Origin of the sequence: Algibacter sp. L3A6 (assembly GCF_009796825.1) — a bacterium.
Taxonomy (GTDB): domain Bacteria; phylum Bacteroidota; class Bacteroidia; order Flavobacteriales; family Flavobacteriaceae; genus Algibacter.
Window position 1 is genome coordinate 3306629 of sequence record NZ_CP047030.1, and the last position, 14967, is coordinate 3321595.

The 14967-nt window shown below is 33.9% G+C and carries 12 protein-coding genes; 8 read left to right on the forward strand and 4 right to left on the reverse strand.

What is annotated here, in order from left to right; translation table 11 throughout:
• Nucleotides 1-105: 105 nt before the first annotated feature.
• Both GQR98_RS13710 and GQR98_RS18995 read right to left on the reverse strand, forming a co-directional pair.
• Complete coding sequence (locus tag GQR98_RS13710) at nucleotides 106-3228, reverse strand: LamG-like jellyroll fold domain-containing protein (protein ID WP_159019991.1); 3123 nt, start codon at nucleotides 3226-3228, stop codon at nucleotides 106-108.
• 214 nt (nucleotides 3229-3442) lie between these two features.
• Nucleotides 3443-4531 carry a helix-turn-helix transcriptional regulator gene (locus tag GQR98_RS18995; protein WP_199270205.1) on the reverse strand — a complete coding sequence of 363 codons (1089 nt, stop codon included), beginning with the start codon at nucleotides 4529-4531 and terminating at the stop codon, nucleotides 3443-3445.
• A gap of 135 nt (nucleotides 4532-4666) precedes the next feature.
• On the opposite strand from GQR98_RS18995, the gene GQR98_RS13720 reads away from it, so the two are divergent.
• Nucleotides 4667-5833 (forward strand): MFS transporter, encoded by a 1167-nt coding sequence (locus GQR98_RS13720; RefSeq protein WP_159019992.1) that lies wholly within the window; start codon nucleotides 4667-4669, stop codon nucleotides 5831-5833.
• Here the strand turns inward: GQR98_RS13720 and GQR98_RS13725 are convergent.
• Nucleotides 5830-6492 (reverse strand): ABC transporter ATP-binding protein, encoded by a 663-nt coding sequence (locus GQR98_RS13725; RefSeq protein ID WP_159019993.1) that lies wholly within the window; start codon nucleotides 6490-6492, stop codon nucleotides 5830-5832. The two genes, GQR98_RS13720 and GQR98_RS13725, sit on opposite strands and share 4 nt — an antisense overlap.
• A 121-nt stretch (nucleotides 6493-6613) precedes the next feature.
• On the opposite strand from GQR98_RS13725, the gene folE reads away from it, so the two are divergent.
• The 6 genes from folE (at nucleotide 6614) to GQR98_RS13750 (ending at nucleotide 11062) form a co-directional block, all read left to right on the forward strand.
• Nucleotides 6614-7201: a GTP cyclohydrolase I FolE gene (gene folE, locus GQR98_RS13730; protein ID WP_042494719.1), complete on the forward strand. Its 588-nt coding sequence runs from the start codon at nucleotides 6614-6616 to the stop codon at nucleotides 7199-7201.
• A gap of 56 nt (nucleotides 7202-7257) precedes the next feature.
• Nucleotides 7258-7536: a hypothetical protein gene (locus GQR98_RS13735; RefSeq protein WP_042494720.1), complete on the forward strand. Its 279-nt coding sequence runs from the start codon at nucleotides 7258-7260 to the stop codon at nucleotides 7534-7536.
• 198 nt (nucleotides 7537-7734) lie between these two features.
• Nucleotides 7735-9135 (forward strand): dihydrolipoyl dehydrogenase, encoded by a 1401-nt coding sequence (gene lpdA / locus GQR98_RS13740; RefSeq protein WP_159019994.1) that lies wholly within the window; start codon nucleotides 7735-7737, stop codon nucleotides 9133-9135.
• Between the two features lie 333 nt (nucleotides 9136-9468).
• A complete protein-coding gene (locus tag GQR98_RS13745; RefSeq protein WP_159019995.1) occupies nucleotides 9469-10053 on the forward strand; it encodes an RNA polymerase sigma factor in 585 nt (194 codons plus the stop codon).
• A complete protein-coding gene (locus GQR98_RS19000; protein WP_162857631.1) occupies nucleotides 10053-10223 on the forward strand; it encodes a hypothetical protein in 171 nt (56 codons plus the stop codon). Before GQR98_RS13745 ends, GQR98_RS19000 begins: the two co-directional genes overlap by 1 nt.
• Nucleotides 10224-10246: 23 nt before the next feature.
• On the forward strand, nucleotides 10247-11062 hold the full coding sequence (locus GQR98_RS13750) for a mechanosensitive ion channel family protein (protein ID WP_159019996.1): 816 nt from the start codon (nucleotides 10247-10249) through the stop codon (nucleotides 11060-11062).
• A 160-nt stretch (nucleotides 11063-11222) separates the two neighbouring features.
• On the opposite strand, the gene GQR98_RS13755 is transcribed toward GQR98_RS13750, so the two are convergent.
• Complete coding sequence (locus GQR98_RS13755) at nucleotides 11223-12644, reverse strand: L-serine ammonia-lyase (protein WP_159019997.1); 1422 nt, start codon at nucleotides 12642-12644, stop codon at nucleotides 11223-11225.
• Nucleotides 12645-13064: 420 nt separating this feature from the next.
• On the opposite strand from GQR98_RS13755, the gene dnaK reads away from it, so the two are divergent.
• Nucleotides 13065-14963 (forward strand): molecular chaperone DnaK, encoded by a 1899-nt coding sequence (dnaK, locus tag GQR98_RS13760; RefSeq protein ID WP_159019998.1) that lies wholly within the window; start codon nucleotides 13065-13067, stop codon nucleotides 14961-14963.
• The last annotated feature ends 4 nt before the right edge of the window (nucleotides 14964-14967 follow it).

Here is a 14967-nt window from a genome sequence, read left to right on the forward strand (position 1 = left end):
GCTGTACATAAAAAGACAGCCGCTCTAGTAAAGGAAACATACTTAGAGTATATAACTAGCAAACAAATTAATTGCTCAAAACTATAGAGTTGTTTCTGTAAATTATTATTGCTTAATAACTTTTTTTATTGTGGTTCCTTCGGTTGTAATTATTTTAAACATATATACGCCAGAAGGATACTTCGTGATATCGATGCTGTTTGTAATACTTTCTAAAGTTTCGTTTTTTATAATTTTACCTGTAATATCTAATACTTGTAATTTTGCAGTGGTTAGATTATCAACATCGATATTAATAGCGTTAGTTGCAGGGTTTGGGTATATTTTTAATTTATTGCTTATATCAAAATTATTAGAACTAAGCGTCGATTCTACGGTTACTACAATTTCTATTCTGTCACTTTCGCAACCGTTATCATTTGTGCTAGAAACCCAGTATGAGGTAGAACCTGCTGTTGTGGTATCTGGTGTTGGTGCTGTTGTTATTCCTGTTCCATTAGTTTCAGTAGTGTACCAAAATAAACCCGTGCCGTTTGCACCTGTTGTAGCTGTTAATGGTGACGCAGTATCACCTTGGTTATAAGTCACTGGTGTAGTAACTGTAGTCTCAGAAGGAATTATTGAACCTGTTGTTATTGGAGAACCGGCTAACCAATTTGAAGTTGTGCCTGTTAAATCAAAATTTGTTAATGTTCCATTATTTGTAACTGTTAGATCTATAGCTGCAGTCTCTGAAGTATTAGTTGATGAGTCGGCGCCTTGATTAAAATTATAGTAGGCTACTAACCCTGTTTCAGTACCTTGTAATTCACAATTTTTACTTCCGTTAATTTGTTCTGCTGTTCTGGCAATATTCCAAATACGAACTTCGTCTAATGCTGCGTCTAATCCTCTATTTGTATCTTGAGGATCTCTCCCTAGGTTTACATTAAAATTAGAGTTACCAATATTACCCATTGCAATATTAGTTGAAGCAATCTCAATACCATCAATGTAAATTTTTGATGTCGTACCATTATACACCCCTGCAATATGAAACCAAGTATCTAGAGTAATTGTATTATCTGGAGTAGTTAATTCATGCCACCCAGAATTTGCTACAACAAAATTAACGGCACCATTACCACCAGCTCTTAGCATATAACCACTAGAAGTTGGTGCTGCTTTATTAATAATATTACCTAACCAATGTTCTGAACCAAAAGTATTGAATTTCACATAAGCCTCTAAGGTAATTGTATTTCCGGTAATTTGTAAGCTTGGGTCGTTACCGCAATCTACATAGTCATTCAAACCACCAAAATTAAGATGTGTTGCAGGTAATGCTACTGTAACTACAATTTCTGCTCTTTCACTTTCACAACCATTTGCATTAACGCTAGAAACCCAATACGAGGTAGAACTAACTGTCGTGGTATCTGGTGTAGGTGCTGTTGTTGTTCCGGTACCCCCCGTTTCAGTAGTGTACCAAAATAAATCTGTACCATTTGTACCTGTTGTAGCTGTTAATGGTGATGCCGTATCACCTTGGCTATATGTTACTGGTGTAGTAACTGTTGCTTCAGAAGGTATTATTGAACCTGTAGTTACTGGAGAGTTAGCTAACCAGTTTGAAGTTGTGCTTGTTAAATCAAAATTTGTTAATGTTCCATTATTTGCACCTGTTGCATCTATAGCTGTAGTCTCTGAAGTGTTATTTGCTGAATTGGCACCTTGATTAAAATTGTAGTAGGCTATTAAACCTGTTTCAGTACCTTGTAATTCGCAATTTTTACTTCCGTTAATTTGTTCTGCTGTTCTGGCAATATTCCAAATACGAACTTCGTCTAAATTCCCTGTATAATACCTCCCAGGCATTTCTAAATTTTCTCCAATGGCTACTGCAATCGTATTATTAATATTGATATCTCCGCTTCCTGCAATACTTCCGCTAGGAGAGCCATCTATATATATTGTTGCTTCTATACCATTGTAAGTAGCTGCAACATGATGCCACGTGTTATCTATTACGCTTACGGTTGAGGAAACATCTCCGAAACCACCGCTTCCTGCAAAATTTAAAGTTCCATTAGTATTTAAAGCTATTCGCCAACTATAGTCACCTTTTGCTATTAGGGTATCCCATTGCTCAGGTGTAACTCCAGATTTCATCCAGAATTCTATAGTCATATTATTTGTTAAATCAAAGGTAGACACTATTGGTAATGTGATATAATCATCCACACCATCAAAATTTAAATGTGTTGCAGGTAATGCTACTGTAACTACAATTTCTGCTCTTTCACTTTCACAACCATTTGCATTAACGCTAGAAACATAGTAAGTAGTATTTCCAAGCGTTGTAGTTGAAGGTGTTGGCGCATTTACTGAACCAGTTCCTCCCGTTGCATCTGTATACCATAATAAACTTATACCATTTGTACCTGGTGTTGCAGTTAATGCTGTTGCTGTGTCATCTTGTGCATATGCTATTGGTGAAACAACATCTGGCGGAGAAGAAAGTGAAGTTATTGGAGAACCAGCCAACCAATTTGAAGATGTTCCAGTTAAAGCGAAATTAGTTAATGGCCCATTATGCCCATTTCCCGTTACATCAGTTAAAGTAGTTGCATTAGTATTTTCGCCTGCATCAATACCTTTATTGAATTGATAATAGGCAACTAAACCCGACTCATTACATTGTATTTCACCGTCTTTTGCACTATTAATTTCTGCAGCAGTTCTTATTACATCCCAAATACGAAGTTCATCTATAGAGCCAGTAAAATATGGAGTAAAATGGTTTCCAATTCCTAAACCCCCAATTGAAATTGAAAAAGTACCGAATGAACCTGAATTATCTAAAACACCATCAATGTATAAGTTACATAAACCATTAGTAGCTGGCGAGCTCATTGTTACTGCAACATGATGCCAACTATTATCATCTATATTTTGATTAGATGTAAGATTAAAACCTCCATAACCATGTCTATTTGCTGAGTATTGTAACTTTCCATTACTTACTGCAAAAGAGCTATTATCATAGGTGGAAGTATTATATACAATCGTTCCGTTGGTTTCCGTTTTTATCCAAGTTTCAATAGTATAATCGGTCATAGAATTAAATGAATTAGCTAATCCGATAATATCGTTTTGACCATCAAAATTTAAATATTCGGCTTGACTTTGTGCATTACTAAAAGAAATGCTTAAAAAGAGTAGTGTTAAAAAATAAAATTTTTTCATAAAATTTGGTTTAAAGTTATTTTTAAGGGTTTTTAAAGCCGCAAATTTATATTATGAAATATATTTTGAGTAGCCCATTCGGACAAAAGAGTAGCCCGTTCGGACAAATAAACGGATTTTTAAGTATTTTGTCGATTATTTTGAAATTTGTTGACTAAGCTATATGTGGTTTTATTGACCACTTGGAGTAGGGAATAGTAGTGTTTTTATAATATTATTCAGGCTTTTGGTCTAACATACTATCCGAACGCAATTCTGAAGGGAGTTTTCCGTGTTTTTTTTTAAAGGTTGCACTAAATTTACTGGAACTATCATAACCCACTTCTTTTGCTATATGCTTAATTTGCATAGTGGTATTAAGGACGAGCTGCATAGCAAGTTCCATTTTTTTATCAATATTATATTGAAGTATTGATGTGCCGTAAACCGATTTAAAATCCGCTTTTAGTTTAGAAGAAGACATATTGAATGCTTTGGCAAGTGCGTCAATCCCAATAAAAGGGGTGGATAATTTTGTAGAAATCATCGATTCGCACTTTGCAATAGTTTTGTAATCTACAGAGCTTTTTTCTTGGTAATTATCAGTTCTAGTATCTGCAAAAACATTTTTAAAAAAGGTAGATATTATACTTAATGTTTGTGCTTTTAGTATGGTGGTGTTAAAAGCATCCTTATTAAATGTTTTGAAGGTATGTAATATTTCATGCGACAAATTTTCAGCATTAGGTACAATATCTTGATAAGAAATAAACCCTTTGCTTGAATCTAAAAATTTTTTAAAAGGAATTTTACGGTCCAATATGTCTAGTGGTACATGTTTTTCTAACCAGCTAGGACTTATGTAATAGATGTAAAATTGGCATTTTGATCCTTTATAAAAACAAGCACCTACATCGGTTCCTGGTTTTTTAAAACTCCAGAATTTGTTTTGAAAAGGGACTTTGTCTATAAATACATTTTGAAGTTTAACCTCGCTTTCAAATACAGTAAAAGTTATTGAATAGTGATCGCTAGGAATTCCATTGGCATAATTAGATTTAATAACGGTATCGTACTTAAACTTTAAATTAGTGATAGTGAGCCATAAACCCTCTTCAATTTGTCTATAATGCATTTCTCCATTAATAAATGGATTGTTTCTGTAAACTACCTGCTCTTCAGCAGCATGTTTACTTCCTGGTGTTTTTATAGTTGACTCTATAAATAATTCGGGTGTGTTTGCTAAATAAGGAAATTCAAAAAAACCATCTTTATAGAACCTGAAATTAGGCTTGATAAGTTGATACCATTTCGATAAGTTCATATTTTTATCTAAGACTATTTAATTTTAAGTTAAAGGGATATAATTTATAAAATTAGCAAAAATATTGTAATAAGTTGACTTTACACACGTCTTACTAATCAATTAAAAACTAAATTCGTTTTCTTATTTATTTTAATGAAGCCAGCCAAGTATATTTTACCCGTTATTGTTTTTTCTCAATTTTGTTGTACCTCGTTGTGGTTTGCTACAAATGGTGTTATTGAAGATTTAGTAACTAATTTTACTTTAGACCATTCGGCTTTAGGGCATCTTTCGTCGGCTGTGCAATTTGGCTTTATTATTGGCACCTTTTTATTTGCACTTCTAACCATTACCGATCGCTTTGCACCTTCAAAAGTATTTTTTATAAGCGCTGTTCTGGCGGCTGTTTTTAATGTTTTAATTGTTTTGGAAAACCATAATCTTTGGAGTTTAGTGATGCTTCGGTTTTTTACAGGTTTTTTTCTTGCTGGTATTTATCCGGTAGGAATGAAAATTGCTGCCGATTATTACAATAAAGGTCTCGGGAGATCTTTAGGGTTTTTGGTTGGCGCCTTAGTTTTAGGAACTGCTTTCCCTCATGTTTTAAAAGGCTTTGGAAGCGGGTTTTTATGGCAAGACATCATTTACACAACAACAGCTCTAGCGGTAATTGGCGGTGTTGTTATGTTTGCTTTTGTACCAAATGGACCTTATAGAAAATCGGCAGCTAAATTTGATGTTTCGGTGCTATTTAATGTGTTTAAAGTGCGCGAGTTTAGAAAGGCGGCATTTGGATATTTTGGCCACATGTGGGAACTATATACCTTTTGGGCTTTTGTACCCATACTTTTAGGTGCTTATGTGGAGTATCACCCAAGCGTAACGTTTAACATTCCATTACTAAGTTTTATAATTATAGCTTCTGGAGGAATTGCTTGTGTAATTTCGGGCTATTTATCTCAAATGTTTGGAATCAAAAAAATAGGCGCGATAGCATTAGCGCTTTCGGGTATTTGCTGTTTAGTGTCTCCGTTATTCTTTAGTTTAGAATCGGAAATTAGTTTTATAATATTTTTGGTGTTTTGGGGTATAGTTGTTGTGGCCGACTCTCCATTATTTTCCACCTTAGTCGCGCAAAATGTTAGTGCAGAAAATAAAGGCACGGCCTTGACTATTGTTAACTCTATTGGGTTTGCAGTAACCATTGTAAGTATTCAATTGGCTAGCAGTTTAATAGATGTTATGGCTGTAAAATATTTGTTTTTGTTTATTGCTATTGGTCCCGTTTTAGGTCTTGTTGGGCTTTTAAAGAGATCTTAACTCACAATATTACCATCTACCATAGTTAATTTTCTATCGGCGAGATTAGCAAGTTCTTCATTATGGGTTACAATCACGAAGGTTTGTCCAAATTGATCTCTTAATTTAAAGAATAAACTATGTAAATTCTCAGCAGATTCACTGTCTAAGTTTCCAGAAGGTTCATCGGCAAAAATTAAAGCAGGACTATTAATAAGCGCTCTTGCAACAGCAACACGTTGTTGTTCCCCTCCAGATAGTTCATTTGGCTTGTGGTTATAACGATGCGATAACCCAAGAAAATCTAGCAGCTCCTTAGCGCGTTTTTCTGCATCTTTTTTATTTGTTCCTTTAATAAAAGCTGGTAAACAAACGTTTTCTATAGCTGTAAATTCAGGAAGTAATTGATGAAACTGAAAAATAAACCCAATATGTTCATTTCTAAATTTAGCCAAAGCTTTATCGTTAAGTTCACCAATATTGATGTTGTTTATAATTAATTCAAAATTGGTAACAGGTGATGCCTTATCTAAGGTTCCTAAAATTTGTAAAAGAGTTGTTTTTCCTGCACCCGAAGCCCCTACAATAGATACTACTTCGCTAGGTTTAATATGTATGTCAACGCCTTTTAAAACTTGTAAATCGTCGTAGAATTTCTGAATGTTTTTTGCTTTAATCATCTATATAAAATATAGGCGTGAAATTACTACTTTAAGTTGTGCCGTACAATTTTGAATCAATTTTATTGTATAGTCCATTTTTAGACTTATATTTATTTTCGAAATTAAATTATAGTACAAGATGCCTTACAGAAAGCTAGAAGAATACAATATGCAGGTTACCGACGATGTTAAAAATAGATACCGAAACATCATTGAAGATTTAGGTGAAGATACCGAGCGCGAAGGCTTAGTAAAAACTCCCGAACGTGCAGCAAAAGCCATGCAGTTTTTAACACAGGGTTACGATCAGGACCCTGTAGAAATATTAAAAGGGGCTATGTTTAAGGAGTCCTATAATGAAATGGTTATTGTAAAAGATATCGAGTTGTATTCACTTTGCGAGCATCATATTTTACCGTTTTTTGGGAAAGCGCATATTGCTTATATTCCAAACGGACATATTGTTGGCTTAAGTAAATTACCTAGAATTGTAGATGTTTTTGCCAGAAGATTACAAGTGCAAGAGCGTTTAACAGAACAAATTTTAGACTGTATAAACGATACTTTAAAGCCTCAAGGTGTAGCTGTTGTAATAGAAGCATCGCATATGTGTATGATGATGCGCGGTGTACAAAAGCAAAACTCAATAACTACAACATCTGGATTTAGAGGTCAATTTGAGAAAATTGAAACGAGAAACGAATTCTTAAAATTAATAGGGAAGTAGGCAATTAATAATTTTGGTATGTTTCTTGTTTATATTGGAGTATAAATTATTATTAAATGAACAAATACAAAAAATTAGCAATTAGTATTGCCTTTGATGCTTTAGGCTATGTCTCTTTCGTAATCCCAGGTTTTGGAGAATTTACCGATGTGGTATGGGCTCCTGTATCAGCTTGGTTAATGACGAAGCTATACAAAGGTAAACCAGGTAAAATTGCGGCTGTTATTTCCTTTTTGGAAGAAGCAGCTCCAGGCCTAGATGTTATTCCAACATTTACCCTTATGTGGCTTTATACCTACGTGTATAAGGCAAAAGAAACAATTATTGAGGTTTAGATGAATATTTCCAAATTGGTTAACCAATTCTGTGAATAATATAGCATTTAGCGCTTTTTGTAAGTGAATTTTAAATAATTAGGCTAAAGAAATAGAAGAATTATAATTCTATTTGATATGTTATTTTTTTTATTGACTTCCCACAAAACATTCGTATTTTTGATTTTAAATTACAATGATAAATTTCAAAAAGATATTATGAATTCATACGATGTAGCCGTTATTGGCTCAGGTCCAGGAGGCTATGTAGCAGCAATTCGCTGTGCACAATTAGGAATGAAAACTGCAATTATTGAAAAATATAGTACCCTTGGTGGCACATGTTTAAATGTAGGTTGTATCCCGAGTAAGGCCCTTTTAGATTCTTCGCACCATTATGATGATGCTGTAAAACATTTTGAAGAGCACGGTATTGAAATTCCTGGTGAAATTAAAGTGAATTTAGAAAAAATGATAAACCGCAAACAAGCTGTTGTAGATCAAACAACAGGCGGAATTGATTTTTTAATGAAGAAAAACAACATTGATGTTTATCAAGGTTTAGGAAGTTTTAAAGATGCTACGCATATTACAATTGCTGGTGAAGAAACTATCGAAATTGAAGCAAAAAACACAATTATTGCTACAGGAAGTAAACCATCTACATTACCATTTATCACTTTAGATAAAGAACGTGTAATTACATCTACGGAAGCTTTAAAATTAAAAGAAATTCCTAAACACTTAATCGTTATTGGTGGTGGTGTTATTGGTTTAGAATTAGGACAAGTTTATAAACGTCTTGGTGCAGAAGTAACTGTTGTAGAATATATGGACCGTATTATCCCGACAATGGATGCTGGTTTATCTAAAGAATTAAATAAAGTTTTAAAGAAACAAAAATTCAAAATTAACGCATCTCACAAAGTAAAATCTGTGGAACGTGTTGGCGATGAAGTTATCGTTAAAGCAGATAATAAAAAAGGAGAAGAAGTAGAGTTTAGAGGCGATTACTGTTTAGTATCTGTTGGTCGTCATGCTTATACAGATGGTTTAAATGCCGAAGCTGCTGATGTAAAATTAACAGATCGTGGTTTAGTAGATGTAAACGAGCATTTACAAACTAGCGCATCTAATATTTATGCTATTGGAGATGTTATTAAAGGTGCTATGTTAGCTCACAAAGCTGAAGAAGAAGGTGTTTTTGTAGCAGAAACTATTGCAGGGCAAAAACCACATATAGATTACAATTTAATACCAGGTGTTGTTTACACATGGCCAGAGGTTGCTACTGTTGGTAAAACAGAAGAGCAATTAAAAGAAGCCGGAATAGCATATAAAACAGGTCAATTTCCAATGCGTGCTTTAGGTAGAAGTAGAGCGAGTATGGATTTAGATGGTTTTGTAAAAGTTTTAGCCGATAAAACTACAGATGAAATTTTAGGAGTGCATATGGTTGGTGCTCGTGCTGCCGATATGATTGCTGAAGCTGTTGTTGCTATGGAGTATCGCGCTTCCGCGGAAGATGTATCTCGTATGTCTCACGCACACCCAACATTTACAGAAGCTATCAAAGAAGCGGCTCTAGCTGCAACAGAAGATAGAGCATTACATATATAAATTTTCAGTATTTAATTTAATATTGAATTATTACAAACATTTTAAGGCTGTCTAATTTCGATTAGCAGCCTTTTTTTCATTTCTTCTAAAAAAGAAGAGAAGGAAAGTGTTACTTTCTTAAAATTGTGTTAAATTTACACCAAACAGTTAAAGTTTATTCCTTCAAAAATGAATTTCAAAAAACATTTATTTTATTTTAAACTATAATCGTCTTTAATTTAGATGATTACATTTTTATTTTATGTTTTTAAAAAGAAATATAAAAAAGATTGTGACCTTTTAAATGTATATGTGTCTTAACAATTGTAACCATTAAACTAGCGTAAGCTAAATTTGAAAACCCTACCAAAAATTAATAAAAAATCCGACGAGGATTTGATAAAAGGCATCGTTCATAGCAACGATACGCTGCTTTTTGAAGTTCTATACGACAGGTATGCTACCTTAGTGTATAACAAGTGTATGGGGTTTGCTAAAGATGAAGATGAAGCAAAAGATTTAACACAAGATATATTTCTAAAGTTATTTGTTAAATTAGCAAGCTTTAAAGGAAATTCAAAATTTTCAACATGGTTATATGCATTTACTTATAATCATTGTGTAAATTATGTCACTAGAAATACAGCAAAAAAAATTGAAAAACAATCAGTAGATTACGCTGATGCAGAGAATGTAGAAAGCCTCTATGAAGATGATGAAGATGATAGTAGTTTTCTAAGTATGAAAGTTGATAAATTAAAAATAGCATTAGAATTGATTTCTCCGGAGGAAAAAATGATTTTGCTTTTAAAATATCAAGACTCCTTAACTATAAAAGAAATTGAAGATGCTTTAGGAATAGGAGAAAGTGCAGTAAAAATGCGAATTAAACGTGCTAAAGATAAATTAGTAGACGTTTATAATAATAACCTTGGATAATGGAAAACCCGTTTTTAGACATAAATAAGCCATTAAAGGAAGTTCCACAAGAACTGAAGGCTAAGGTTATGAGCGATATTGCCATGGCCAAGTTAATAATGGAAATAGCCGAATTGTTTTCGTACAATTTATCGAGCGTAATCGAGCTAACCATGAGAAGTAGAAAATAAGTAACCAAAATACTCTAAATAAAATGAACCTTGTCGACAGCTTAAAAGAATCATTAAGTACAATTTGGGAAAGTATAATAAGTGTGTTACCTACCGTTGCAGGAGCAATAGTTGGTATAATCATTGGAATATTAATTATCAAACTGGTAGTTAATATAATAAAGAAGTCATTAAAATTTGTGAAGGCTGATAAGCTGGATGATAAATTAAATGAAATTGACTTATTTGGTGATAAGAAGATACAATTTAATGTTATTGATATTGTAGCGAAGTTTGTTAAATGGATGCTTTACATTATTTTAATAATGATTGTTACAGATCTATTGAATTTAACAATGATCTCTGATGGTATTAAAAGTGTTATTGGTTATTTACCAAGGTTAATTACAGCACTAGCCATATTTGTTATTGGTCTATTGTTTGCGAATTTTGTTAAAAAATCTTTGCAATCGTTCTTTGAGTCTATGGAATTGTCTGGCGGTAAAATGATAAGTCAGGCTATATTTATGTTACTGCTTATATTTATTTCTATTACAGCTTTAAACCAAGCTGGTGTAGATACTGAAATAATAACAAGTAACATTACCATGATTTTGGCAGCATTTTTATTAGCATTTGCTTTAGCTGTTGGATTAGGAGCACAAAAAGTAGTAGGCGATTTGTTTAGAACGTTCTACACAAGAAAAATATACGAAGTTGGACAAATTATTGAGTTCAACGATATAAAAGGAGAAATAGAGTCTATCGATGGTATATCGGTAACCTTAAAAACAACAACAGGAAAAATAGTAATTCCTATTAAAGATATAGTGGAAAGTCAAGTAAGAGTGCAAGATTAACTTTAAGTTAGGGTTAAAATTTGGTTGGTTACTATTTTGTATTACGAACCACTTTCTACTGGTCTCTTCTCATTAATTTGGGAAGAGACTTTTTTTTGCTTAAAACTTAAGTGATATAAAAAAGATGTCTTTAGAAGAAAAGCAAGTAATTAAAATACTATTAACAATCGGACATATTAACTCCAACTGCTAAGCCACCTTCACTAGTTTCTTTGTATTTAGAATTCATATCTTTTGCAGTTTCCCACATGGTGTTAACTACCTTGTCTAAAGGTACCTTTACATTGTTTGGGTCGGTATCTAAAGCTAGTTCTGCAGCATTTATGGCTTTTATTGCACCCATAGCATTACGTTCTATACATGGTATTTGTACCAAACCTCCAATAGGATCGCAGGTTAAACCTAAATGATGTTCCATGGCAATTTCGGCAGCAACTAAAACTTGTTCTGGTGAACCACCAAGTAATTCTGTTAAAGCTCCTGCAGCCATTGCAGATGATACTCCAATTTCGGCCTGACAACCGCCCATGGCAGCCGATATTGTAGCGCCTTTTTTAAATATACTGCCAATTTCCCCAGCAACTAACAAGAATTTTTTAATATCCTCAAAATTACCATCGTGGTTTTCTATTACTAAATAATACATTAATACAGACGGAATTACACCAGCACTACCATTTGTAGGAGCTGTAACTACACGCCCTAATGCCGCATTAACTTCGTTTACAGCTAATGCAAAACAGCTTACCCATTTTAATATTTGTCTAAATTTAACTTCGGTGTTTCTAATGGAGTAAATCCATTCTACAGGATTTGAGTATGGAGATGATCCTTGTAAGCGTTTGTGCATATCGAAAGCTCTACGACGTACATTTAAACCACCAGGAAGGTGACCTTCGGTATGGCAACCGGTGTACATACACTCTAGCATGGTATCCCAAATGCGTTTTAACTCATAATCTATTTCTTCTTCTGTACGAATAGATTTTTCGTTTTCTAAAACAACTTGAGAAATGGGTTTGTTTAAATCTTTACAAAATTTAAGTAGTTCTGTTCCTTTATCAATAGGATAGGGAAATGAACATTTTATTTCAAAATTCTTTTTAGAATTTTTACGTTCTTCTTTTACAACAAATCCTCCGCCAATAGAGTAGAATGTAGATTTTGCTTTTTTACCGTTAATCATGGCGCTAAAAACAATGCCGTTAGAGTGAAAGGGTAAAAACTTTTTATTGAAAACAATATTTGTTCCCGGAGTAAAATCTAATATTTTTTCGTTGTTAAAATGTATTTTTTGAGTTGCTTTTATATCTGCAATAGTGGTTTCAATAATTTCTATAGGCAACGTTTCGGGGTCGGCTCCAGTTAAACCAAGCATTACAGCATAGTCTGTAGCATGGCCTTTTCCGGTTAGGGATAATGATCCATATAAATCGACCTGAATAGTTTCAACCTTACTAAAAGTGTTGTTCGCTTTTAATTCGCTAATCCAGTGTTCGGCGGCACGCCAAGGCCCTAGAGTATGAGAGCTTGATGGGCCAATGCCTATTTTTAGCATGTCGAAAACAGAGATACATTCCATAGTTACGAAAACGTTGTATTTGAAGACAAATATATATAATGTTTTAAGAGAAGGTTTAAATAATGTGTCAATATTTTATAAACAAAATGTAAAACTATTGCAAATTGAAATTTGCTGCGTTGACTTACTGAAATTGGCAGATATGCGCGCAAGGGATGGAACGGTTTGTTTGAGCTCCCGACCTAAGGAGGAGCGAGTAGTGAGAGCCCGGCCCTTTTGGGATGCGCCCAAAGTATTAAATTGACAGTAGATGAATGACAGGTGACCGGCGTTTTGCTACATATAACTAGGTCTGAAAACTGATACGGCACCTGAAAATCAAAAATATGACACTGTGTCAGTTATTTTTGGTTGGCATAATGATTGACTTATACAACTCGAAATTAAAAATGAATTTTCAACACAATAAAAAAATATATTATGAGTAAAATTATTGGAATCGATTTAGGAACAACCAACTCTTGCGTTTCTGTGATGGAAGGTAACGAGCCAGTAGTTATTCCTAATGCAGAAGGAAAAAGAACAACACCATCGGTAATCGCTTTTGTAGAAGGCGGTGAAATTAAAGTTGGTGATCCTGCAAAACGTCAGGCTGTAACTAACCCAACAAAAACAGTTTATTCTATTAAACGTTTTATGGGTAACAAATATTCTGAGTCTAAAAACGAAGCGGAACGTGTTCCTTACAAAGTAGTAAAGGGAGATAACGATACGCCTAGAGTTGATATTGATGGTCGTTTATATACACCACAAGAATTATCGGCTATGATTCTTCAAAAAATGAAGAAAACGGCAGAAGATTATTTAGGAACTGATGTTACTGAAGCGGTAATTACTGTACCTGCTTACTTTAACGATAGTCAACGTCAAGCAACTAAAGAAGCTGGTGAAATCGCTGGTTTAAAAGTTAGACGTATTATTAACGAACCTACTGCGGCTGCTTTAGCTTACGGTATGGACAAAAAAGGAACTGACCAAAAAATAGTAGTATTTGATTTTGGTGGAGGAACGCATGATGTATCTATCCTTGAATTAGGTGATGGTGTATTTGAAGTACTTTCTACAGATGGTGATACGCACTTAGGTGGTGATGATGTTGATGAGAAAATCATCGGTTGGTTAGCAGATGAGTTTAATGCTGAAGAGAACATGGATTTAAGAAAAGATCCAATGTCTTTACAACGTTTAAAAGAAGCTGCTGAAAAAGCTAAGATTGAGTTATCATCTTCTGCACAAACAGAAATTAACTTACCTTATATTACAGCTACAGCTAGTGGACCAAAACACTTAGTACGTACATTAACACGTTCTAAATTTGAGCAATTAATTGACGATTTAGTAAAACGTACTATTGAGCCATGTCAAACAGCTTTAAAAGCAGCAGGTTTATCTAAATCTGATATTGACGAGGTTATTTTAGTAGGTGGTTCTACACGTATTCCTGCAGTACAAGCAGCAGTTGAGAAATTCTTCGGAAAAGCACCAAGTAAAGGTGTAAACCCTGATGAAGTTGTTTCTTTAGGAGCTGGTATCCAAGGTGGTGTATTATCTGGAGATGTTAAAGATGTATTACTTTTAGACGTAACACCTTTATCTTTAGGTATTGAAACTATGGGTAACGTATTTACTAAATTAATTGAAGCAAATACTACAATACCAACTAAAAAATCGCAAGTATTTTCAACAGCGGCAGATAATCAGCCATCTGTAGAAATACATGTATTACAAGGTGAAAGAGCTATGGCTGCCGATAATAATACTATTGGACGTTTTCACTTAGATGATATTCCACCAGCACGTCGTGGTACACCGCAAATTGAGGTTACTTTCGATATCGATGCTAATGGTATTATTAAAGTATCAGCTACGGATAAAGGAACAAATAAAACACAAGATATTCGTATTGAAGCATCTTCTGGTTTAACTGAAGAAGAAATCCAAAAGATGAAAGCTGACGCTGAAGCAAATGCTGAAGCTGATAAAGCTGCAGCTGAAAATGCTCAGAAATTAAACGAAGCTGATTCTATGATTTTTCAAACAGAAAAACAATTAGAAGAGTTTGGTGATAAATTATCGGAAGATAAAAAACAACCAATCGTTGATGGTTTAGAAGAATTGAAAAAAGCTTACGAAACTAAAGATGTTGCTGTTATTACACCAGCTTTAGATAAAATAAACGAAGCTTGGAAAGTAGCAAGTGAAGAAATGTACAAAGCACAAGCCGATGCAGGTGGAGCACAACCAGGACCAGATGCTGGAGCAGACGCTCAAGCTGAAGGAAGTGATGTTGAAGATGTAGATTTCGAAGAAGTAAAATAAGCAG